At 43.7% G+C, this 23,500-nt stretch carries 23 protein-coding genes and 1 pseudogene; 12 read left to right on the top strand and 12 right to left on the bottom strand.

Going from position 1 to position 23,500, the window contains the following annotated elements:
• Positions 1 to 128 precede the first annotated feature (128 nt).
• From R7O12_RS03910 to R7O12_RS03900, 3 genes are all read left to right on the top strand, one after another.
• The gene (locus R7O12_RS03910; RefSeq protein ID WP_005375484.1) at positions 129 to 800 is read left to right on the top strand and encodes a YoaK family protein; all 672 of its coding nucleotides are present in this window, start codon (positions 129 to 131) and stop codon (positions 798 to 800) included.
• 455 nt (positions 801 to 1,255) lie between these two features.
• A complete protein-coding gene (locus R7O12_RS03905; protein ID WP_005385171.1) occupies positions 1,256 to 2,620 on the top strand; it encodes a YjiH family protein in 1,365 nt (454 codons plus the stop codon).
• A gap of 436 nt (positions 2,621 to 3,056) precedes the next feature.
• Positions 3,057 to 4,928: a methyl-accepting chemotaxis protein gene (locus tag R7O12_RS03900; protein WP_017821611.1), complete on the top strand. Its 1,872-nt coding sequence runs from the start codon at positions 3,057 to 3,059 to the stop codon at positions 4,926 to 4,928.
• Between the two features lie 144 nt (positions 4,929 to 5,072).
• Here the strand turns inward: R7O12_RS03900 and R7O12_RS03895 are convergent, their stop codons facing one another.
• The 3 genes from R7O12_RS03895 to R7O12_RS03885 form a co-directional block, all read right to left on the bottom strand.
• The gene (locus R7O12_RS03895; protein WP_080996217.1) at positions 5,073 to 5,408 is read right to left on the bottom strand and encodes a hypothetical protein; all 336 of its coding nucleotides are present in this window, start codon (positions 5,406 to 5,408) and stop codon (positions 5,073 to 5,075) included.
• A gap of 232 nt (positions 5,409 to 5,640) precedes the next feature.
• Entirely contained in the window at positions 5,641 to 6,798 is a 1,158-nt protein-coding gene (locus tag R7O12_RS03890; RefSeq protein ID WP_025768474.1) for an amino acid permease, read from the bottom strand.
• A 723-nt stretch (positions 6,799 to 7,521) separates the two neighbouring features.
• A complete protein-coding gene (locus R7O12_RS03885) occupies positions 7,522 to 7,833 on the bottom strand; it encodes a hypothetical protein (protein ID WP_005375472.1) in 312 nt (103 codons plus the stop codon).
• 141 nt (positions 7,834 to 7,974) lie between these two features.
• On the opposite strand from R7O12_RS03885, the gene R7O12_RS03880 reads away from it, so the two are divergent.
• Positions 7,975 to 8,307 carry a helix-turn-helix transcriptional regulator gene (locus tag R7O12_RS03880; RefSeq protein WP_005375470.1) on the top strand — a complete coding sequence of 111 codons (333 nt, stop codon included), beginning with the start codon at positions 7,975 to 7,977 and terminating at the stop codon, positions 8,305 to 8,307.
• A 111-nt stretch (positions 8,308 to 8,418) separates the two neighbouring features.
• Here the strand turns inward: R7O12_RS03880 and R7O12_RS03875 are convergent, their stop codons facing one another.
• The 3 genes from R7O12_RS03875 to R7O12_RS03865 form a co-directional block, all read right to left on the bottom strand.
• A complete protein-coding gene (locus R7O12_RS03875) occupies positions 8,419 to 8,799 on the bottom strand; it encodes a hypothetical protein (RefSeq protein ID WP_005375467.1) in 381 nt (126 codons plus the stop codon).
• Between the two features lie 167 nt (positions 8,800 to 8,966).
• Positions 8,967 to 9,353 (bottom strand): GlcG/HbpS family heme-binding protein, encoded by a 387-nt coding sequence (locus tag R7O12_RS03870; RefSeq protein ID WP_017821615.1) that lies wholly within the window; start codon positions 9,351 to 9,353, stop codon positions 8,967 to 8,969.
• A 9-nt stretch (positions 9,354 to 9,362) separates the two neighbouring features.
• Entirely contained in the window at positions 9,363 to 10,331 is a 969-nt protein-coding gene (locus tag R7O12_RS03865; protein ID WP_138939622.1) for an aldo/keto reductase family oxidoreductase, read from the bottom strand.
• Between the two features lie 154 nt (positions 10,332 to 10,485).
• On the opposite strand from R7O12_RS03865, the gene R7O12_RS03860 reads away from it, so the two are divergent.
• Complete coding sequence (locus R7O12_RS03860; protein WP_318125639.1) at positions 10,486 to 11,361, top strand: LysR family transcriptional regulator; 876 nt, start codon at positions 10,486 to 10,488, stop codon at positions 11,359 to 11,361.
• A gap of 9 nt (positions 11,362 to 11,370) precedes the next feature.
• Here the strand turns inward: R7O12_RS03860 and R7O12_RS03855 are convergent, their stop codons facing one another.
• Positions 11,371 to 13,128, bottom strand: coding sequence for an SgrR family transcriptional regulator (locus tag R7O12_RS03855; protein ID WP_154203956.1), 1,758 nt, complete (start codon positions 13,126 to 13,128; stop codon positions 11,371 to 11,373).
• Between the two features lie 565 nt (positions 13,129 to 13,693).
• Here R7O12_RS03855 and R7O12_RS03850 point away from each other — a divergent pair.
• Both R7O12_RS03850 and R7O12_RS03845 read left to right on the top strand, forming a co-directional pair.
• Entirely contained in the window at positions 13,694 to 14,233 is a 540-nt protein-coding gene (locus R7O12_RS03850) for a redoxin domain-containing protein (protein WP_005385152.1), read from the top strand.
• 511 nt (positions 14,234 to 14,744) lie between these two features.
• A complete protein-coding gene (locus R7O12_RS03845; protein ID WP_206958955.1) occupies positions 14,745 to 15,434 on the top strand; it encodes a hypothetical protein in 690 nt (229 codons plus the stop codon).
• A gap of 188 nt (positions 15,435 to 15,622) precedes the next feature.
• Here the strand turns inward: R7O12_RS03845 and R7O12_RS03840 are convergent, their stop codons facing one another.
• Both R7O12_RS03840 and R7O12_RS03835 read right to left on the bottom strand, forming a co-directional pair.
• Entirely contained in the window at positions 15,623 to 15,988 is a 366-nt protein-coding gene (locus tag R7O12_RS03840) for a winged helix-turn-helix transcriptional regulator (protein WP_005375456.1), read from the bottom strand.
• 167 nt (positions 15,989 to 16,155) lie between these two features.
• Positions 16,156 to 16,740 (bottom strand): NAD(P)H-dependent oxidoreductase, encoded by a 585-nt coding sequence (locus tag R7O12_RS03835; RefSeq protein WP_017635228.1) that lies wholly within the window; start codon positions 16,738 to 16,740, stop codon positions 16,156 to 16,158.
• Between the two features lie 270 nt (positions 16,741 to 17,010).
• Here R7O12_RS03835 and R7O12_RS03830 point away from each other — a divergent pair, with 270 nt between their 5' ends.
• Positions 17,011 to 17,352, top strand: coding sequence for an ArsR/SmtB family transcription factor (locus R7O12_RS03830; RefSeq protein WP_009706198.1), 342 nt, complete (start codon positions 17,011 to 17,013; stop codon positions 17,350 to 17,352).
• An 85-nt stretch (positions 17,353 to 17,437) separates the two neighbouring features.
• Complete coding sequence (gene arsB / locus R7O12_RS03825) at positions 17,438 to 18,493, top strand: ACR3 family arsenite efflux transporter (protein ID WP_203345639.1); 1,056 nt, start codon at positions 17,438 to 17,440, stop codon at positions 18,491 to 18,493.
• Between the two features lie 36 nt (positions 18,494 to 18,529).
• Here arsB and R7O12_RS03820 read toward each other — a convergent pair whose 3' ends face one another.
• Together R7O12_RS03820 and R7O12_RS03815 are read right to left on the bottom strand one after the other, a co-directional pair.
• A complete protein-coding gene (locus R7O12_RS03820) occupies positions 18,530 to 19,309 on the bottom strand; it encodes a helix-turn-helix domain-containing protein (RefSeq protein WP_203345638.1) in 780 nt (259 codons plus the stop codon).
• A gap of 19 nt (positions 19,310 to 19,328) precedes the next feature.
• Positions 19,329 to 19,862, bottom strand: a complete 534-nt coding sequence (locus R7O12_RS03815; RefSeq protein ID WP_005375444.1) for a YbhB/YbcL family Raf kinase inhibitor-like protein — start codon at positions 19,860 to 19,862, stop codon at positions 19,329 to 19,331.
• A 187-nt stretch (positions 19,863 to 20,049) separates the two neighbouring features.
• On the opposite strand from R7O12_RS03815, the pseudogene R7O12_RS03810 reads away from it, so the two are divergent.
• The 3 genes and pseudogenes from R7O12_RS03810 to R7O12_RS03800 form a co-directional block, all read left to right on the top strand.
• Positions 20,050 to 20,643, top strand: a pseudogene (locus R7O12_RS03810) (PhzF family phenazine biosynthesis protein); the annotation flags it as partial.
• A 50-nt stretch (positions 20,644 to 20,693) separates the two neighbouring features.
• Positions 20,694 to 22,199, top strand: coding sequence for a recombinase family protein (locus tag R7O12_RS03805; protein ID WP_318125638.1), 1,506 nt, complete (start codon positions 20,694 to 20,696; stop codon positions 22,197 to 22,199).
• A 3-nt stretch (positions 22,200 to 22,202) separates the two neighbouring features.
• Positions 22,203 to 22,403, top strand: coding sequence for a hypothetical protein (locus tag R7O12_RS03800; RefSeq protein ID WP_318125637.1), 201 nt, complete (start codon positions 22,203 to 22,205; stop codon positions 22,401 to 22,403).
• Positions 22,404 to 22,452: 49 nt separating this feature from the next.
• Here the strand turns inward: R7O12_RS03800 and R7O12_RS03795 are convergent, their stop codons facing one another.
• The gene (locus R7O12_RS03795; protein WP_318125636.1) at positions 22,453 to 23,436 is read right to left on the bottom strand and encodes a hypothetical protein; all 984 of its coding nucleotides are present in this window, start codon (positions 23,434 to 23,436) and stop codon (positions 22,453 to 22,455) included.
• Between the last annotated feature and the right edge of the window lie 64 nt (positions 23,437 to 23,500).

Below are 23,500 nucleotides of genomic sequence, written 5' to 3'. Positions count from 1 at the left end.
CTTTGGCTCGGACAAACGCCCTATAAGTGAGATTTTTTTGAGAATGATCAATCGAGTTTTACTGTAAAGGGTTTCGTAACTCGGTGTGAGCGTTATAATCGGCTCCTAATATTTGGTGGGGGTTTATTGTGATTTCCAGACTTCCTCGTTGGGTGGAATATGGCGCGTTTCTACTAGCTCTTCTCGCGGGCTGCGTCAACGCCGTTGGTCTTCTCGGCTTTCAACACCAAGCGATAACTCATCTTTCGGGAACCGTAACTCAGCTAGGGAACAGCTTGCTAACAGGTGTGGATAGCTCCATTCACCTGCTCTTCATCGTATTTAGCTTTTTGATTGGCGCTGCCTTTAGCGGCTTTTTTATTGAAAGCAGTGCGTTAAAACTAGGGCGAAGATATGGTGTTGCACTGTGCATAGAAGGGAGCTTGCTCTTACTCAGCTTGGGCTTTTTGGTGCAAGGGGATTTGTACGGCCAATATCTAGCATCAGCAGCATGTGGATTACAAAACGCAATGATCACCACGTTTAGCGGCGCAGTAGTCAGAACCACACATATGACCGGAATCATCACCGATCTAGGGATTATGATTGGAGAGAGCTTGAGAGGTCGTCAATTTGACCGACGTAAAGCAAAATTATTCCTATTCATTTTCTTTGGCTTTTTGTTTGGCGGCGTCGCGGGAGCGGCTCTATTTACGGTATATGGTTTATATACGCTGGTTTTCCCAGCAATATTGGCTTTTTCTACAGCTCTGATTTACTGGAGTTACCTATACATACTTAGCCGTCAACAAAAAGCATAAAATTTCGATCCGATTGAAGCGACATACTTCAATCGGATTTAGCTCAACAGGTTCACACTACCACGGTACAAGAAACGCTGAACGGCATTTTGACACTGCTAAAAACCTTAGAATAGATAAGGCTAACTGAATTTCTGGCTAAGAAGTTAGTCAGATCAAAATCACATTTGTTTACCATTTTATTATTCCAGTCACAATGCGCCCCATAATTCACTGCGCAATTCGCCTCTCGTGCTACAATTTTCTAACACAAGCAACATATTCGCATACACTTAGACGTTATTTGACCAATTACCCGACAAATCGGCTGAATAACTAGATGTATTTAATGAATAGTATTGCAATGGATGCAGTTTGCGGGTACCCTCCGCAAAACTGTGATTAAATACGGATGTTTAGTGAATATTTATGTCATGGAAATGGCAAGTATTGACTAGTAGTAACACGAGACAACTATGCATAACACCACTAATGCTACTGAAGCTCCTAAGGGCAACTTTTGGATGTTTTTCATCCCTTCCCTAATTGGTCTTCTACTCTTTATGGCTCCGATCTCTTACGATGGCGGCCTAACCATTCCCGTTGCAGTGATGGCAAAAGTCATCCCAGCGGTGTTAGGCGATACCTTGATTGCTATCGTCACCAGTATCATCGCTTTCATGGCCGTTGCTTCTGTTCTTTGCAAAATTTTTAAGCCAGCTGCAATTTTACGTAATGGTTTTTTAAACGGTCTCTTCAACCCATCTCCACTTTGGCTCGTTGTTCGTTTAATCGGCGGCGCTGCCGTGTTAATGACGTTTTTCCAAGTGGGTCCAAAAGCAATTTGGGAAGAGAACACTGGCGGGCTTGTTCTTACTGGTCTCCTACCTACTCTGTTTGCCGTTTTCATTTTCGCGGGTTTACTGCTTCCGCTTCTTTTGAACTTCGGTCTTCTGGAGCTATTTGGTGCGTTACTCAGTAAAATAATGCGTCCGGTATTCAACCTACCTGGCCGCAGTGCAATTGACTGTATGGCATCTTGGTTAGGCGACGGAAGTGTTGGTATCTTGCTAACCAGCAAGCAATACGAAAATAAGTTCTATACTCAGCGTGAAGCGGCTGTTGTCGGGACCACTTTCTCAGCAGTATCGATCACGTTTAGCTTAGTTGTTATCGCTCAGGTAAAACTAGAGCACTTATTTTTGCCTTTCTACGGCGCTATCTGTCTAGCTGGTATCGTAGCTGCGATTGTCATTCCTCGCCTGCCTCCGCTTAGTCTGAAGAAAGATCGCTACATTGACGGCAGCAACCCTGATAAAGACGCAGATGCAGTGCCAGAAGGCCACACCACATTCTCTTGGGGTATGGATCTAGCTCTTAAGCGTGCTGGTCAAGTCACATCGGTTCAGTCTGTATTTAAAGAAGGCGTACACAACGCAGTCGACATGGTATTTGGCGTATTACCTGTAGTGATGGGTCTTGGTACCGTTGCATTGGTGATTGCAGAATACACACCTGTATTTGCAATTCTGGGTCAACCGTTTATCCCATACCTAGAGCTACTGCAAGTCCCTGAAGCTGTTGCAGCATCACAGACAATCGTTGTTGGCTTTGCGGATATGTTTATTCCAGCAATTTTAGCGGCCTCAATCGATAACGAAATGACACGTTTTGTTATTGCAGCAATGTCAGTAACTCAGCTTATCTACATGTCGGAAGTAGGTGCCCTACTGTTAGGCAGCAAAATTCCAGTAAACATTGTAGAGCTCTTCGTAATTTTCATTTTACGTACGTTAATCACGTTACCTGTGATTGCTGGCGTTGCTCATCTTATTTTCTAAAATCGAGACGTCAATTAACAAAGGCTCCGCATCGTCGGGGCCTTTTTTATACCTAAAACTCCGTCCACATTAGGCTTTTAGTAAAAAGCTCATAATTTACAAAGACAAAACTTCAACAAAACACCTTTCAGCACCAACAAAATTTTCATCACCTCACCTGTAAAGCCAGTTAATGCCACTGTTTGTTAAGCAATTCTTTTCATTATGACGATTTCATTAATTGAGCTCGCAAACATGATCACACTCACAAGTTTTAACGTAAATTGTCGGTTTGTTTAAATTTAGTTAAAAAAGACGACAAATGAGTTCATGTTTTTGACAAAGATGTCGATAAAAATATAACCAAACACAATAGGTTTCTCTTTATGCCCAATTCGCTCGGTTTAAAAGAGGCGAAAGCAAAGTGGAACCAACCGGGAGAATCAGAGGAAAGCTCATGAAATTCAGACATAAGGTTGTCACAGCCTCTTCATTTTTGCTGCTAATTACCGTGTCGTTATTGTCGACACAACAAGTTATGACCATCCGCTCCCAAACTCAGGAGCAAATCGACTCAAGTGTCAACGAGATATTGACCAGTGTTGGTAACACTGTGCAATCAGAAATGAATGCAAAGAAGGATCTCGCTCGCTCCATTACTGAAGTGATTGAGCTTGACCCCAGTTCACATAGCTATGTTCAAAACATACTTGAAAGACCCACACCAAAAAGCAGCTTCCTTGCCATCGGTTTTGGTTATGAAAGTAATGGCTTTGTGATTGAAAATGACGACGGCTGGGATGCGGGTCCAGACTACGACCCACGTCAGCGTCCTTGGTTTATTGCAGCTAAGAGCAAAGGCGATTTGGTCGTAACCGATCCGTACGTCGATGCGTCTTCGAAAAACGTTATCATCTCTGTTGGTACACCAGTAAAAGAAAATGGCCAGTTTTTAGCCGGTATGTTTTATGACCTCGAATTAACTACCCTTTCAGATCTGGTCAACCAAGTGAATCTGTTTGATGCTGGTTACTTATTTCTGGTCACCGCTGATGGCACAACCATTGCTCACCCTCAAAGTAAATACAACGGTGAGAAAGTCGGTAGCTACCTCCCGCAAATCGAACTTACGCAATCAGCACAACATGTTGAGATTGATGGCAACCGCTACATGGTTAACCTGACTCACATTCCTGGCGAGAACTGGTACGTAGGTTCGGTGATCGATGAAGCTGTTGCCTATTCTGCCGTAGGAGAGCTTCGTAACAACGCTATTATTTATTCAATCATTGCCGTGATTGCATCTATTATCGCCCTAACTCTGTTGATTCGCACTCTCATGCGTCCTTTGGACACGCTAAACAATGCGATTAAAGATGTAGCATCAGGGAAAGGCGACCTTACACAACGCCTCGAAACAGATACTGACCAAGAGTTTTCTGAGCTTGCCACAAACTTCAATACGTTCATGGAGAACTTACAACAGCAAATCATTGAGTCGAAACGTATTTCTGATCAAATTTTAAACGGAACTCAAATCACCGCTGAGGGCGCAAAAGACTCGGCAGGCGCAATTCACACTCAGCTGCAAGAGCTAGAACAACTTGCTACCGCGATGCATGAGATGTCTGTCACCGCGACAGAGGTTGCTAATAATGCGCAAGGTGCGGCAAGTGCAGCCAAAGAAGCCGACCAAGCAACGGTTGAGGGGTCTTCTATCGTTGGTGAATCGACACAAACGATAAACATGCTTTCCGATAGCATTGACCTTGCAGTCGAAGAAGTACAAGTGTTGGAATCTGCTACCGCCAATATCGAAACGATTCTAAAAGTCATCAACGATATTGCGGACCAAACGAACTTACTCGCGTTGAATGCCGCAATCGAGGCTGCACGTGCGGGAGAATCTGGCCGAGGCTTCGCCGTTGTTGCAGATGAAGTACGTACACTGGCACAACGTACTCAAGAGTCGACAACAGAGATTCGTACTATGATTGAGCAACTACAATCTGGCGCTTCATCTGTGGCAAATGCCATGCATCAAAGCAAAGGTAGTGCTATAGAGGCCGTTGAAAAAGCGGGTTTAGCAAATAGTGCGTTACAACGCATTCGTGATGCGATTCAGCGTATTTCCGATATGAACTTGCAAATTGCCTCAGCAGCGGAAGAGCAAAGCCTCGTCGCTGAAGAGATCAACAACAATACGGTGAATATTAAAGACCTATCGACTCAAGTCGCCGAATCGGCAAATCGAACCAACGACGCGATGCAGGCGCAACAAGAAGATGTACATAAACAAGATCAAATCTTAAATAGATTTACTGTCTAACACTCATTTAAGCAAAAACAGCGAGCACCGGCTCGCTGTTTTTGTTTTTAACCCTCTACCCTAGTATTGGTCGATGTTACATGTGCCATGTTGTTGCTATTAAGCTCAACATTACAAGAACACCGACTATGTGCCCTTTCAAGTTTAATTGAACTCTACATGGATATAGCGATCATTAGAACGACGATAATAGCGGTCGTCCACTTTTAGATAAGTGAAATCTCCAATCTTTATGTAGGTACTATTCCGAGGAATTCGGTCATGGTAATAGTAACTGCGCCTTGGTCGTCGGGTCTCCACATAAATAACGTCACGATGTTTGTGTTTATGCTTGCGCTTGTGTTTATGATGGTGGTGATGCGCATGATGGTGATCGTACCGATGTCCATGCTTATGCTTCGGGTCAGCCACCGCTTCTGTACTCAACACACCTAAAGACAACATAACGCCAACCATGGCAAAAGATAATTGCTTTGACACAACAGAGCCTCTTATTCATATCAACATCGATATAATAGAAGGGTGAATCACTGTACATGTCAGCCTTTCGCTAAGGAGTTTTACTAAAAAGTCAGCGCTAACCGTGATTATCAGAGAAACGTCAAACATCACAAATGCTGATGACTTTGAGTGGCCTGGGTTCGGCTATGAATACAAAAAAGCCGCCCGTTTGAATACGAGCGGCTCAGTTTTTAAATAAGCTAGCGTGATTTTATACTGCTTGGGCAAACAGCAAGAAACAGCCGAATAGGAAGATCATGCTCATTCCCATTGCGCCGCCACCAGCTTCATAAATATTGTCATCTTCTACCGGCACTCGGCGCACTTTCATGGTCATTGATAATGGGACAAAGACCGCGAGAAACACAAGAATAATCCCCGCGTAGCTGAGAATAGCTAGGAAGTGTTCTGGGGCAAATACAGCACCTAATAGTGGTAGTACAAAAGTAGTAACAAAAATCACTGGCTTACTTGCTTTCAGTAGGTCTGCATTTTGATCGTATAGCGCCATTGCAACACCTAAGAACGACGTTAGTAGTGCCAAACCAGTAAACATGGATAGGATGAACTCTAAGCCCTCGTATTGCTGACCTAGTACCGATATCAACTCTGTTACGTTGGAGTATTGAACAAGCTCATGAGGTGGTAGGTTGCCGACAACCGCTAACAACCATAATAGGTAACAAACAAGCGGAATAGTTGAGCCCACGATAATCATATTACGCAGCTGTATTTTACTCGCTTCTTTGTTGTAAGTTACAAGCGATGGGATCACGACCATAAAACCGAAACTGGTGAAAAGCACCGAACTGGTTTTGATAAGTGCCATTTTATCGTCGCTCACAACCTCATCAAGTCCTTCAAACGAGACGCTTGGTGCAAGCGCAAAAAGTGTCAGGATCAGCGCTACGATCATGCCTAGGAACAAACCGCGATTCAGCTTATCTACTACCCCTGTACCTGCCGAAACAATGATACCAACTAAAAGAGTAAAACCGACTTGGCTTGAGATCGTAGATGTTGGAAGCCCAATTGAGGCTGTTACTTTTTGTACCAGATCACCCGCACCAATGATGTAAGCCATTAATAGACAAACTAACAGGGCGTAAAGCAAGCTGTTGGTTACCAACTGGCCTCCTTTACCAAGCGTTTCGCGAGCAATTGCATTCATGCTCACACCACCACCTACTTTGCAACTGGCTTCAAGAAGGAGCAGCGCAGCATAAGTCGTTCCAGCCCAGATGAACAACATAAGAAGAGTGCCCCAAAGGAGGCCAAATTGAGCAAGCACCATTGGTATAGCAAGCATACCAGCGCCAAGAGCAGTACCTGCAACGATCAGGGAGCTGCCGACAAGTTTTAGGTTCACGGTTAATACCTCTAAATTCAATCCGTTAATTTCTCACCAGTTGTGCTTTATCTAAAGCACACAACAAAACGCTCCGACTTAGTCAAAATTTGGTTACAAGAGCACTATGTTACAAGAGCCCTGTATGGCTAAGAAAACACGCAACAAAAGGTGGTTAATCATTTGCACATGAACACTTGAGAGTCATTTTTGGCGATGTCATCGTTGATGAAATGTGCGCAACTTTGGGTTCGAAGCAAAATTGTTCATCTTAATTCATCAACCCCATTCGTTATGAATGGATTTGGTTCGAAAAGATTGTAAGGCATAAGCAGGACGATTGAAAAGCAAAAGGTCAATCTTATAGCGATATATTTTAACAACTCTTATCTTTTACCTAAGATGTGTTGTTTTTTTCGTCACTAATTAGTCTTTTATCGCTTAAAAAGAAGGCAGAACGTGCTCAATGGCTCAATTTGGCTGGGTGTACAGATTAATTTACAGTTTAAGTGAAGGTGTTAGATTCCAAGGACGTAGCCTAGATCGGACAATATCGCTATTATTCGCTGCGTACCGACACTGTTCGGTTCACATACCTCTAAACACTGATTTACGGTTCGAAAATATAGGTAAATGAGTGTCCGAATGCTGGGTGTGGTTCCCCAGCATTTGCATCCTTTCTTTTAGATGTCATCAATTGATCGAAATTGCGTAAATCTTGTATCGCCCGACTTTACGACTGTGTTAATACGCTTTATCTAGAGCGCCAATGATATAAGTTAACACTGGAATACCCATATCGGCGACCTGCTTCTCAGTCTCACTCATATTTTCATGCGCCATCCGCAGCTCTACTTCACTTATCGATTCTTTGTGAAGGTAAAGCTCTTTGTAGTTCATCAATCGCTGTTGTGACTGTTGAATCAGTGTCACAACATTCTCTTTAGTCTCACGATGTTGCTGATCAATTTCACTAAATAAATGATCTAAAATGCGTTGCATTTTGCGAATAGAAGCTTTCGTTTCTATTGATTTGTATGATTGATACTTTTCCATTGAGTTAATAACTGACTAAAATATTTACGTTTTTATAAGACAGTTATTTTTATACTGATTGCAAAGCAGGTAAATATGTGGTGGTTAAACTGGTCCACTTCTTGCTCCGTTTAGGTCAAAACTGTCCTTTCAGGAGAGCACATGCAGGTAGACCCTATAATTCAAGCACTGATCGCAAGACGAAAATCGAATGGCCTCTCCCGTGAGCAAATGGCAAACATCGCTGGAATGAGCGTAAAAACATATCAAAGGATCGAGCGCGGAGAGTCCGATCTTAAACTCTCACAATATCGTGCCATATTGCGTTCGCTTCATTTGACTGACCTAGATATTGCCTTAGATGTACGTGATGTTCAGCATGTCACAGCAAATGACTTAACGGCCGTGGCGCGATTGCTCTCACCGGAAGCTCAGTCCCTGCTCGTTCGCCTGTTATCGTTAATCCTTGAACAAAAGAACAAGAAAGGTGATTAACGACATTGCTCATACCCAAACGATGAATGCCCTGTTGAGCGTTGAAACATGAATCGTTTAGACAAAAATAAAACTCGTCAAATGACGAGTTTTATTCTTTATATCAGTCCGTTACTCTAGGCTTTTCAATTCCGATGTATCAACGCCTTTTATTGCATCTTTCGCCACTTTATCAGGATCAAAGACATCACGTTCTTCATATGAATTATCAATCATGCCTTGTCCTATCGCGGTCGCCTGCTTTTGTAACTTGTTACCCTCTACCTCACCAGCATCCCAGCCTTGTCGATAATCTGAGTCGGTTTGATACCTTGTTTCGTCCTTAATATAGTGTTCAAAATCATTCCCTGCCTCTTGCATACCACTATGCCGACCGTCATGAAAGCCTTGGATATAAGCTTCATCATAACCGCTCTCTTTTAACGCGCTGTCACTCGTACCACAGCCTGAGAGGAGAACAAAAAATAGCGAAACGAATACCTTATGAAACATATTTAGGCCTCAAAGCTTTCAAATAAATTAATCATAGTTCGCGATTTCAACTTCTGCTTACTTCAGGCTATTAGATAGCATTGTGACTCGACGAAGCCTGTGAACTTGAGTCCCTACAGTGAGTACAAAGCTGGACAAAGCATCACACCTACTGATAAACATTATACTCAACGCGCGTTTAATACTTCCATCGCAAGTGCTTCATCATCTTGCTCAGCCAAACCGCTAATGCCAATTGCACCGACGATTTTCCCCTCTTGTTCTATAGGCACACCACCCATAAAGCCAGTGATCTTTGGGTCAGTCCAATAACTCAACTGCTTACCCGTCTCACGAGCCCAAGCACCCAGATTGCCGCTAGGCTGACGGTCTCTAGCCGAGGTGTAAGCTTTGTTCTGTGCCAACAAACCTGCTTGCAGACTCACATCATCCATTCGGGCAAAACCGAGCAATTCTCCATGTGTATCAACCACGGCAACCGCAATGTTTTGCTTGCGAGCAGTCGCAATTTCCAATGCCGTTTGAATCAGAGTTTGAACTTGTACGTATTTCATTTTTCTCTCCTACGGGATCTCATGACCAAGGGTTTTCTCGAACAAGCCATACCAATGGCTACGTGATAGCGTGACGTTCTCTACTTGAGCACAAGCGCGAATACGCTGTGGGTTTGCAGTACCAATAACAGGCTGAATTTGGTTTGGGTGACGCGTCAGGAAGGCTAAAGCAATCGCCTCAGACGACACACCATATTCAGCTGCTAGCGCCATTACCATCTCCGCCGTCTGTCTGGTGTTGTGATCATCAGAATGTAAACCACGCTCTGAGAATCTTCCCTGCGCCATACTGCCCCACGCTTGCAGTTGGATATTGTGCTTACGGGCATGTTCCAGTATTCCTGCAACGTAGTCAGATGCAGACGAAGGAAGCCCCATGCCTTGCTTGATGAAGTCAGACTTAGCCAGACTCATTTCCAACTGGTTCGCCACAACAATTTCGCCCGTTGCTTGTTGAAGAAGATCAATTTGAGCACTGTTCATGTTAGAAACACCGAAGTGGTTAACTTTGCCAGCTTGTTTCAGTGCTTGGAGCGCTGTGCCCAGTTCTTCAAATTCAACCAGAGGATCAGGACGATGCAGCATCAAAACATCAAGGTTTTCCACGCCAAGGCGCTCAAGAATGCCCTCAACAGAAGCCGTCACCCATTTGGCAGAGAAGTCATACTGCTTAACACCTTGCTCATCTCCTAGACGGATGCCGCACTTGGATTGCAGATAAATTCGCTCTCGTAAGGTTGAGTCATTGGCTAAGATGCACCCAAACACTTCTTCTGCCTTACCGAATTTGTAGATATCCGCATGATCAAAGAGATTGATGCCAACCTCTAATGCAGCCTCGACAGCGGCATAAGCTTGGTTTTCATCTTGGGCGGTTAATGGGTTGCGATTCCACTCCCCTCCAAGTCCCATACAGCCGAAGACCAAGCGGCTAACGTTAGGTAAGGTTTTGGCGAGCGGTAGTGTTGGATTGTTCATCGTTATTCTCACTTTTCCGATTTCTGCATCTTCAATTTCTTAAGTTAACTCTAACCATCTTACCGTTCGTAAAAATTAGTTTAATACCGTAAAATCGAATTCATTATCCTCGCTACCGAACAATTAAAGCGAACAATAAAGACGAGCAATCAAGATGGCAGATTATAAGAGAATCGAAAAACTGATGCTGTTTGCTGAAGTGGCTCAAACACTCAATTTTTCTAGAGCAGCGGAGCAACTTGGCATTTCTAAAAGTTACCTGTCGGAACAAATCAAGCGCTTGGAATCGGAACTCGCCACGCCTTTGATTGTTCGAACCACACGCAGCGTGAGATTGACGGCAGAAGGTGAATCGATCTTTGCACAAGCGGAAGATCTCAAACGCCGCGTAATGGAAATGGAAAAGAGTTTAAGTCAGCGATCTGAACAAATAGACGGTCTGATTCGTCTTACCGCTCCCAAGATGTTTGCTGAAGCGGTGCTGCATGATTTGTGCGTAGCGTTTCGCGCTTTACATCCAAACGTAGAGTTCGAGATCCTTTCTAGCTATCAAGCGTTTAATCTGACAGAAACCAGCGTTGATTTTGCGTTTCGAGCGACAAGAACGCCGCCAGAGAATATGATTGCTCATCACCTTTTGGACTACCACCACTGGCTGGTGGCCTCTCCTCAGTATCTGCAAGAAGAAGGTACGCCGGAGACATTAGATGATTTACAAGAGCATCAATGCTTAATCACATTGCATCAAAAAGAGTGGCCGTTAAAAACGGGAACAGTTCAAACCCAAGGTTGGCTTTCAAGCAATGAAAACCGCTTACTCAAAGAATCAGCCCTGTCTGGCAATGGCATTGCTCGGTTAGCAAGTTACTTTGTCGAACAAGACGTTGAGCACTGCCGTCTAGTGCAGGTTCTATCGGAAGAAACCGACCACCAGCACAACGCGGTTTACTTGGTGTACCCACAACTTATCTATCAATCGGCGAAAACCAGAGCCTTCATTGAATTTGTGAAGCAGCACTTTGCTCAATAACTAAAGCAGTTAATCCGCCGACCACACCGAGCGAATATCTGGCCAACCCCAGTTAGTAAGAGCGACGTCTTCTAAAACGCCTTGGAAACGCAAAGTTTGTGTATGGTGGAACATGGGTGCAATCCAGTATTCGCTGATCAACGTCGATGCAATTGGTTCCAATGCATTAAGGTAGTCCTCAAGTGGAACGAAAGATCTGACTCTCTGTAGTTGTTCATCTAACCATTGTGCGTTCTTCTCTCCCAAAGTGTGGAATAGCACAGCGTTGCTGAAGAAGTTCGTGAACGCTGAGGCATGACGATTATCATCTAGGTTTATGTTCGTTACGACCATTGTCTCATTTAGCTCACCGTTCTTAGCCTTCTCGTTCAGCTCACGGTAGGAATACATAACAATTTCTACTTTACTGCCAACACTCACCAAACGATTAGAAATAGCCCGCGCACAGCGACGCAACGCGGTATAGTTATATCCTGCTATCGTAATGTGTTTAGGTAACTTAAGCGGCTCACTGAACGGACGGAGCACTGGCTTCCAACCTGGTAGCAGGTTATGAGCGGGTATACTCCCAAATACAATATTCTCGCGGCGCATCACTTCGGCCAAGAGCTCAGGTTGAATTAGCTCACTAATATAACGGCGCTGCGCTAAAGAGAGTTTGTGCTTAGCGTGCTGATTAAATAAGGCGAATAAGCAACCATCTTCTATTCGACTACGCTTGCTCGCCGATGAGTTTTCTCGGTTTTGCGTCGACATATAGTGTCCACACAAATCCTCCTCGGGCGAAGTATCCCTTTGCAACGTATTTGCTGCCAATGACGGGTTCTCCATTTGCTCGTCATCAACAATCCAGATAGTCACCAAATCCGTTAGAACTCTACATGCATAGTAACCATTAAATGCTTGCAGTTTTAAACGACTTTCATTGTGCTCGACAACAGAGAATGGGCCACTTCCGACCACCAGCTTGTTATTCGCTACGTTAACTTGGCTTACTGGTTGAATGCCGTATTTCACACCAGAAATAAGTCCAGCAAAGCCCAAGTCAGCTCGATTAAGCTTAAAAACAACCTTCAATGGCGTTGGCGCAGTAATGTTAGCAACATGTGCCAACTCTTTTTCGTAATACTGTAGTGAACTCAACTTTGCAAACAAGCTAACCACTGTTTCTGCATCAATGGAATTACCATTATGAAAAGTCAGACCTGGACGAAGGTAGAAAGTCCATTCGTAGGTGTCTTCGTCATAACGCCAGTGATGTGCGAGTTCTGGTTGCACTTTCCCATTGTGATCACTCGAAACTAAGCAACAATAGATTTGCCTTAATAAGAAACGTTCGCTGCTACGCTGAAGTTGATGTGGAACGACGCGCTCAAACATTCGCTTATAGGTTAATTGAATATTGAGCTGTCCTTCTTGAACAGAAGCACCAGACGTTGTTTTTAACAAACGGCCAAATGCCATTTCGTCTTCATCTAATATCGCCAGTGCTTTTTCATACTTGCCTAACTTGATACGTTCAAGAGCCAAGCTCTCTTTTAAAACGTCTAACTCCATATTCAGAATAAGAGTCGATCGTTGGTTCCGCCCAGCTTTCGGGTGCCAGCTCAACCACGCCTTCTGCTGCATCTGCGTTAGCAGGCTACGAGCATGCCGAGAAGAAGTGAACATGATGTCGGCAATGTCCTGTAACGTGGTTTTTGTTTCATCACCAACGCTAAACGAGAGTAATCGTTGGTAATAGCGAAACAAATTGAGATCAGACACTGAATCAACCTTAGATCTGTGAAGTTTGTGGATAGGAATAGTTTACTTAAGTTGGCGGTAATAAAATAAGAAAACTTCCTAATTATCTGTTCCCCTTTTCCACAATTAACCTCCAAATTCGGCTTTAAAGCCCCATATATTTACGTTATGAGGAAAAAAGCCAACAAAAGCACTCTCTTTTTTATATCCCCTTTTATACACATAATTTATTCGTCAGCTAAAGGAGGAAAAAAATGAAGAAGCCAATGATGGCGTACTTTTTTCAGCAACGCCTAGCTCAATCGAGTAATAAAATAGAAGTGATGACTCTGGTTTATCTTAACGATATGTTCCAGTGGTCATAGCCTAACCTCAAGCAGAACTTAGCTCCTGATACTACACCCCCACTTCGTTGTATCTTAAGTTCTGCTTTTTCATCTTTTGCACTCTACTACCTTATTGCAGGTTACTAAAAGTTAACTAGTTGAAACACCGCAAAACAGAGTCTACATTGAAGTCTCATCCCCCAATCGCTTTGTTGAGAAAGGGGCATTCATGGATATACACCACCAATTCGGGAGTCAATATGGCAACTTCAGTGAAACTTAAAGCGGGCGACAGCTTCCCTCATCTTCAAGCCACTTTGCTAGATGGTTCAAGCGTAACGTTGGGTCAGCCGCAAGGTGATGCGACTTGGCAAGCAGTATTCGTTTATCGTGGTAAACACTGCCCTCTTTGTACTAAGTACCTCAACGAGCTTGAGAGTTACAAACAGGCTTTCGCTGATGCTGGCGTCGATATTCTTGCCGTTTCTGGCGATTCAAAAGCACAGCTAGAGGGGCATCTAGAGAAACTCGAAATCAGCTTCCCTATCGCTTACGGCCTGACCGAAGAACAAATGAAAACGCTAGGCTTGTATGTATCTATTCCTCGATCTGAACAGGAAACCGATCATAATTTCGCAGAACCAGGTCTGTTTGTGGTGAATGAACACGGCGACTTACACGTGGTGGATATTTCAAACAACCCGTTTGTTCGCCCTGAGCTTGGCGCGCTATCACGCGGATTGGCATGGATTCGCGATCCAAACAATAACTACCCTATCCGTGGCACGTTGGATTACTAATATCTTCTACACCCAAGTAAACTTTCTATCCTTAAATAAGTTAGGATTCTTGCCTTAGTGAGAATAACTTGGAATGCATATCAGATCCGTGAGATCTGATATGTATCAACAAGTTGGAAATAGAGTCCTTGTTCATTATACAACGCCTTGATGAAAAACAAGATCAGTGAAGTCCAGGCTCCCCTCAAACGACGTTAAGTATTTACTTCTAAGTCACTTTCACGATAAATACATGAAATTAAGACTAAAAACTTAGACTTAACGGATATATAAATCATAACGGTACCTACACAAGTAGTTGGCTAGCGATTATTATCCTATTGCAACTCACAATTGTGCAATTCTAATAATTCATACCATAAATGAAAACATAGATACCGTAAGAGACAAAATAAAAGCAAACGATTAAATTATCAATAAAACACCGTTCAATTAAAAATAAAAATTTTCACTTTATATAAATATAATTAATCGTTATTTGCAATCACACATCTTAATTGAGAAATACAGTATGAATAAAATCTCTTTGCTTTATATGGCCGTTTGTATCGGATTAGTTGGATGCGGTTCAGGAGGAAGCGACAACGATCCAGCAAAAGATATACATCCCACCATTTCAAATCCGGAACAAATCAACGCAATGACGGTGGAAAAAGGTCATTTCTATTGTTCTGTAAACCAACAAAAACTGGAACACGGAGGGACATCTGCAAGCATGTCCTACCTGATTGAAAAGAAAAGAAATTCTACGGTTGTTGACGATTATGAATGTACCGAATACGGTTTAAAGAAAGGTGAGTCAATTATCGTCACTAAAAGTGCAATTGAAAACTTTTCATACTCAAAACATTATAAAAGCACGAAGAAGAATGACATTAATGGGTTTAAAATCATCTACCCTACAGGGCTTACGACTCCGATTAATAAAGATTATGAAAAAATTACGATCACGTATAATACGGAGAGACCTGACGTTAACATTAAGATAATTCAATATTTTGACGAAAAATCTAAATTATATACCATCAAAAAATATGAAAGCCACGTTAACGAAAACTCACCAATAGGTTTAGTTGAGAAAGAGGATTTCGATAAATATTCCGATTTTGAAAAGAAACTGGAATTAAATAGTGCTTTTTTAAATTCAACTGAAGTGAGTGATTTATTCTACAACTTACTAAGTATGATAAATAATAACTAAAAATCAAAAACTTAAAAAGTACGATTATGCTCAAGTAGCCTCGATATGCCTGACTCGAAAGAGTACGTTGTTTTACGAAACAAATTACGATTTGAATGAAGCACATCTAAGTTACTTGGGTAAAAACGGCGATGTATTGTTAATCAGCTTTCAAAAGAGAGTAACGTTTGCGATTAACTACTTTGGTCTTAACGAAGCTCAATTTGATGCTTTTCAGACCAAATTCGCAAATCATCAAGAATCTTAAGTGCGGTACGGCCGAACTCTGTTAGTTCATAGCTTACGGCAATTGGGCGGTCGCTGATCACTTTGCGCACCACCATACCTTCCGCTTCTAGCTCTTTAAGGCGTTGGTCGATCATCTTTTTACTTGCACCGCCTAGCATGCGTGCTAAGTCATTGAAACGAACTGGGCCGTCTTTCAAATGATAAATCAGAGAACCTTTCCATTTACCACCAATTAGACGCATCCCTTTCTCGATAGCACATGGCTCCGCACATACGTTCGCCACTGACTTACGACCTTTGCTATCTACACTGATTCTGCTTTCCACAATACACCTCAAGATACGCACCTAATCTAGGTAACGAAAAGTAAGCTAGATACATTTAGTGCTTTAGAGTAATAAAAACGTCACCTCGCCGCAAACAAATAAAAATGGACCGCATGCAGCAGTCCATCTCAATTCATCATTCAGTTCGCACTATCTTTCTAAAAGGATTAGAAGTTTTCGTTAATGTGAGCTTCGAAACGAACAAAATCGTTTTCGATATCTGCGTTCTTCATCACGTCGTAACAAGCGAATGTAGGCAGTGCTGACATACCAAAGAAGCGGAAGTTAGCGTGCATGTGGAACATCAAATCGTCCACGCCTTTACCTTGGAATAGGTATTCGCTCTCATCATCAAACGATTCTTCTGGCGCGTTGAATGTCAGTGACAGCATGTATTTGCTGTTGGTTTGAGTGCCGCCTGTACCATAGTTTTTCTTTGGTTCTTCTGCGCTACGGCCATCGAATGCACATAGTGCGCCGCCCATACCCGCAGTAAACACGTCGTCCATGTATTTTTTGAATGACCAAGGCACAGACATCCAGTTGATTGGGCTTTGGATGATCACGCGATCAGCCCATTCAAAGTGTGCGAGTTGCTCATCTACGTTGATCTCATCTTGCATTGTCACAACGCGAACCTCATGGCCTTTTGCTTGCAGAAGCGTCTGTGCTTTGTCGACAAGAGAAGCGTTTAAACGACCTTCTGAGTATGGTGATGGTTCGTGTGCGTTGATGATCAGTACGTTGCTCATGGGATTACCTTTAAATAAGTTCACAAGATGACGCAATAACCATTGTGCGTCGGATGTGGTTTATTATGGTAACCTAGAAATATAGTGCAATTAGTTAACTTTTAGTAACCTACTTGATTTTTTACTATATCACTGTTTTTAAAAGATATATTTTTTCAACTTTTTATTCATCGTTATTTCCCGATTAATTTTTTCATCGAGTTGTTGCATCTTCTACAGAGCAGGCGTACACTTTATCGCAATTCGACGATTAACTATTAAGGCCAGCGAATGAGTGATAAGTGCAACGACACGTGCGAAGTTGTTTTTCAGACAACACAACAACAGCTCGAGAAAGAACAAACTCTAGCAGCACAAGCAAAAGCTTTGTCACATCCAGCACGTTTGCGCATTCTGCATATCCTGCACACTCTCGATACCATGGGCGGTTGTTTGAACAGCGATTTGGTTTCTGAACTGGGTCTTGCGCAATCTACTGTTTCCGAGCACTTGCGCATTCTAAAGCAAGCTGGCTTTATCAGCGCCGAGCCAAACCCACCTAAGGTGTGTTACCGCATTCAACGCGACGCGTTTGATCAGTTCAATCTAGGATTTTCCAAGTTATTTGATTAATTCCCTTTGCACGCTGGTCAGGCGTGCAGAGATAAACTATACCTTTAACTATCGCCTTTCGACGATAAACGAATAAGAGAACACTATGACTACTCAAGTTTTAAATAGTGCCAGCGACAAAATGAGCTTCTTGGACCGTTACCTAACGGTGTGGATTTTTGTTGCAATGGCAATCGGTGTAGGTATTGGCGCAGCATTCCCTCAAGTTGCTGAGTGGAACGAGTCAATGTCAGTTGGTAGCACAAACGTACCGCTAGCGATTGGTTTGATTTTGATGATGTACCCGCCACTCGCAAAGGTGAACTACAACCTGCTAGGCACAGTGACGAAAGATAAAAAAGCAATCACGCTGTCTTTGGTCATGAACTGGATTGTCGGCCCTATTTTGATGTTCATCCTTGCATTGACTTTCCTAGGTGATCATCCGGGTTACATGGTCGGTATCATTCTGATCGGTCTTGCTCGTTGTATTGCGATGGTATTGGTATGGAACGATATCGGTGGTGGTAACAAAGAATACGGCGCAGCCCTAGTTGCACTAAACAGCGCTTTCCAAATCGTGACTTACAGTGTGATGGCATGGTTGTTCATCACTGTGTTGCCACCAGTCTTTGGCTACGAAGGTTTCGTGGTTGATATCTCGATGATGGACATCGCGGAAAGCGTTCTGATTTACCTTGGTATCCCATTCCTAGCGGGCTTCCTAAGCCGCAAATGGCTGGTCGCTGCGAAAGGTGAACAATGGTACAACGACGTGTTCATCCCACGCATTTCACCAATTACGCTTATCGCCCTGCTTGCGACCATCGTGCTGATGTTCAGCTTGAAAGGTGAAATGATTCTTGAACTGCCAATGGATGTATTCCGTGTAGCAATTCCACTGGCTATCTACTTTGTGTTGATGTTCTTTGTCAGCTTCCTCGTTGGTAAGAAAATGGGCATTGACTACGACAAAAACGCGTCGATTGCTTTCACGGCAACAGGCAACAACTTTGAATTGGCAATTGCGGTTTCTATCGCGGTGTTTGGCCTAAACTCAGACCAAGCTTTTGCTGGTGTCATTGGCCCGCTGATCGAAGTGCCTGTGTTGATTGCTTTGGTGAATGTAGCATTGCGAATGAAGGCCAAATATTATGGCTAACCTAAAAAGCACAAAAAATACAAAAGCGGTAAAACATTAACTCACTACCGTTTTAATATACTCGCTGGGCGTTAGGCCGAACTTACTTTTAAAGCGTTGGCTAAAACGCCCCTCTGACTGATAACCACACAACTGTGCTAGCAGCGCAACGTTATACGAGCCATTTTGCATCAAGTAAAGTGCGTGATTTAAGCGCACTTCTGCCAATACTTCACGATACTGAGTACCTTCTTGTTTCAGTTTTCGTATCAATGTTGCTCGGCTCATAGCAAAGTGCCCCGCGACCATATCTAATGGATGCTCCTCCCCTGGAGAGCGCGATAAGTAACGACTAAGTTTCTGACTAAAGGAGATATGTGAACTCGAGAACAACCGATGCAATAACCCTCTCTCAGCTAGCTGCTGATATAGGCCCATAATCCAATAGCGTTGTGTCGCTTCACTTAAGCTTTCCCGCTCAAACGAAAACAAAGCATTTAACGTCGCTTGCAATGCTTTATCTGTCTCAACAACGGGTACATAGTTTCCTAATGCGTTGCTCATGCTTAGCTCCAACATTTCATCGCTAGGCACACAGTGAAAACTGAACATTCGAGAAAGAAATCGCCCTTGTAGAGGAAGATTTTCAAAATTTAGGGATGCATTTGCTTCACAAAGCATGATATTTGGATGATGGATGTCGAGTACTTCGTCTTTCCAGAAAAGATGTTTACTCCCCTTAACAATCTGAATAATGCTTGGGGAGTGAATCCTGACATTACGAAGCTTCTGCTGCTGCTCCGCACGAAACAGCGTAACCTGATATTGGTGACCCATTCTCTCCCCTTATATTCAATTATCGCGTGTAAGTCGTGGTTAATGTCGCTTTACCCAAAGCAACACTATTCAAAGTAAACCCTACAATGGCTGGTGGCGTGTTTTCATCCAAATTCAGTTCTTCAGTTGGCAATGCCCACACCGTAAACTGGTAACGATGCATCCCATCATTCTTTGGAGGACACGCGCCGCCGAACCCCGTTGTGCCGTAGTCAATACGAGATTCTTTGCCGCCTAACTTGTTCATATCAATGCCTCGAGGCAGCTCGCTAACGGTGGATGGAATATTAAACGCTATCCAATGCCAAAAACCACTGCCTGTTGGCGCATCGGGGTCATACACGGTGATCGCAAAACTTTTTGTGCCCTTTGGAGCTTCTTTCCACATCAATTGTGGTGATTGATTCCCGCCATCACATCCCCAACCAGAGTATTCAAATGTCTTCGCCATCGGGTGGCCTTCTTGAATATCTCTACTCACGAGTTCAAATGCATGGGCAGAACCGACCGCAAAAACACTCAATGCCAAAACTGATTTGTAGATCGCTTTCATGTTTTTCTTCCTTTCAATGAATTCAACACTAGTGTAAGTACCCAGCAGTCCGAATTCTTGTCAGTAAGTATCAAAAAACACAAAATAATCTATAATTTTGACACTTTAAGATTCTAACACAAATTTCTTACTCTCTTAATTGCACTTGGTTTATGCTAATTAATCGCTCACGGAACAAGGAAGGAAAATGGAATTGGATATCTACGTGGTGGACGCCTTCACCGATACGCAATTCAAAGGCAACTCAGCAGCGGTGATACCGTTAGAGGAATGGCTAACCCCAGAATTGATGCAAAATATCGCGACAGAAAACAACTTATCAGAGACGGCTTTCCTAAAGTCCATTGGCGCAAACCAATATGAGATTCGTTGGTTCTCTCCGATTACTGAAATCGATTTCTGTGGACACGCAACACTGGCCTCTTCGTTAGTTCTGTTTGATGAGTTTGGCATTAATGGCACGATTGAATTTCATACTCTGGAAGTAGGGACCCTCACCGTAGAGAAGAATGCGCAAGGTAAGATCGAGATGACGTTCCCTGCTCGTCCTCCAAAAGCCGTTTCTGATATTCCCTCGGCATTGATTGATGGCCTAAGTTGCGATGTGGAACGCGTACTGCTTAGCCCTCAAGCGTATTTCGTGGTGGTCGGCAACCAGCAGGAGGTACTTGAGGTTCAATACCGTTCAGAGCACCTCAAGACACTCGCTCCTTACGATGTGGTCGTTACCGCGAAAGGTGATCAACAAGACTTTGTATCGCGTTACTTTTGGCCTGCAAATGCTGATAACATATCTGCATATCCGCAACAGTTGCAGTAAGGCAGTAGTCAATGGACTTCACTCAGTACTCACAGATATATTCCTACATCCGTTACAGCAAAGAGTCTCAAAGCGAAGGTGACTCTTTCGACCGCCAAGATTCATTAGCATCTCACTGGGAGCACATTCACGGTCATTCTGTAGTTTACTTACCTATAGACGCAGGTAAATCCGCTTACAGTGCAGAGCACATAGCTACAGGGTCATTAGGTCAATTCATCGAAGACCTAGAAACAGGTAAGCTGTCATCAAATAGTCTCTTGCTAGTAGAGGGGTTTGACCGCCTAACCCGTCAGCAGCTAATGACAGCACTAGCTCTCTTACAGCGCATCTTTGCTACTGGCGCACATGTCTACACACTGGAAGACAACAACCTCTTCACAGCCGACAGTCTTAACGACCTCCCCACTATGTTTGGTATCTTGATGAAGATAGGCAGAGCCAATGAAGAGAGCGCAACCAAATCAAGACGTATCAAGGAATCCTTTGCTCGTCGTGACGAGCTAATGAGACAGGGTATTCCTGTCAACTATCGTCACCTCCCTCACTGGCTTGAGTATGTAGAAGGTCAAGAGCACTACTCGACAAACTGTCACGCCAAGGTGATTCAAGAGCTATTTGCTCTCTATCTTGACGGGCAAGGGGTGACTGCCATTGCTAACCTCCTAAATGGGAGAGGTATGTACCGCCAAGGTAAGACGGAATGGACATCTGCTAACGTCAGTACTCAGCTAGGTGACCGCCTTGTGCTAGGTGAATGGAAAGGTTATCAAGGTGTCTATCCTCCTATCATCCAAGAGTCAGATTTCAATGCAGTACAAGCCCTTAAACGTAAAGGCACAGGACGTAGAGCTAATAGACTTGAGTCGGTTAATCTCTTCATTGCTTCGATAGCCCGTTGTAGTTGTGGCAAGTCAATGAACATCACGAGACCTAGAGGACTAAGACGCCTTATTTGCTCCGGTACTCGCAAGGGTAAGTCAGGTTGTCCTTTCGGTTGCAAGAACTACAAGGTGGATGAACTAGAAGCCGCTTTCGGTCTTTGGGCAACTGATACTATCGGCACTAACCCCAATGACTACACAGCTAAGCTCTCTCATCTTCGCAAGTCGCTTGCCGAGAATGAAGAACAACAGCAACAACACAGAATCGCTCTTGAGGGGCTTGCCGATGCAATAGCCGACCTTAGTTACACTCAAGCCCTCAGAGACCGTTACCAGTCCATAGAGAGCAAATTAACCTCATGTACCCAACAAGCCGAATCTCTTGCTCTTGAGATTCAGCAGCTAGAACGACCACAGACTGACGCCCTTTCTCTGCTTGAACACTGGTGCAAGAATCAGGATAACTCAGACTATCGTCGTCAGCTCTTGCGCTTAATGGAAGACAAAAAGGTTAACTTCATCTTTGATAACGGGGATGTGTATCTGCACTGGAATGCAAGAGTGTGGGTTCTGCAAGATGAGCTGTTTTTCACAGATTCCGAAGTATCAGACTTTCTTAATAACAAGGTGTGACTTATGAGTAAGTACAAGAACAAACACAACGCCCGCCTCAAGCGTGAACGTCGAGCCGCTAAATATGGCGTAAGTGTTGCCCAGTGGTATCAAATGCCTAAAGCAGAGCGTGAACGCCTCAAGGCTGAGTATCGCGCCAAGCATGAGGAGTCGCAGGAGGCGCGACTTGATATGATGCACCTCCGTACTTTGCAGGACTGGTAGTCAAGAAAACAGACAGATACTCACTCATAACGAATATCTGTCTAGTCTCTTACGCTGCTATCGCATGCTCCTTGTCATACGGGATATCAGTCTCAAGTGCTAAGTCTCTTAGTTTGTCGTAGAGCGTATCCCATTTGCCCCATATCACATCCCACGCAATCGCATTCTCATCAATGACACCTTGACGGTACAGCTCCTCTCCTTTCTGGTCGATTAACTTCGCACCTTGCAGCTTGGTTATCTCCTTGCGCCTGATACGAGAGCGCACCTCCTTCACTGTCTCGAATATCTCTGTTTGGTAACTACCACAGAAACCATCTAGTCCCCGTAGGTCTTTCTGTATCAGGTCAATGTGCTCATGTACTTCTGGCTGTGAATGCCAATGCTTGATGCGTTCAAGTTCAGCACCAAGCCCGATATCTAGTACACCACACTCAGCAAGGATGTAACTCTGTTTTACGCTCAGCGATTTGGTCTGATACATAGCAGGTTTACTGGCTAGGAATTGCGTCACCGCATCTACATCAATCGCTTTGACAATATCCGACCATTTCACATCACGAGTCATCTCCTTATCAGCCTTGCGCCAAGGGTGAATCACTTTCCCATCCGGTGCAGTGTAGGGGCGATTCCCTGCTTGCTGATTAGGTGTACCAAACCCAATGAGTAGGTTAGCCGGATGATGTGAGCCAAACCACAACACCCCATTCTCATCACGGTATCTCTTAGCGGCAAGGTGACAAATGTGCATCTTCCGCCTTTGCTTCACCTCTCCACCTGATATCTCATAGCCTGATAGCAATGAACGTATACGCAGCATGTCGTCAAGTTCACACAACGCCTTCGCATCAATACCTTCAAGACCTACAAGACTCTTAGCACTACGGCACTGGTCGAACAACCAACGGAACACACGAGTTTTCTTGAATCTCATAGTGTCATTTCTACAGTTGCCGCAGTAGCCATAGTTCGCAATCTTCGCACCGTTCTTACACCCTACAGTCTTACACTGCACCCGTTTCTTTCTAGTCATTTTCAACATCCTCTGACCTATGGTTAGTTTACCTACACAATGACGTCACAGACACCCGCTCAGC

The organism is Vibrio sp. Vb1574 (assembly GCF_033338675.1).
The sequence above is the reverse complement of the archived record's forward strand: the minus strand, read 5'-3'. Positions and strand labels throughout refer to the sequence as shown.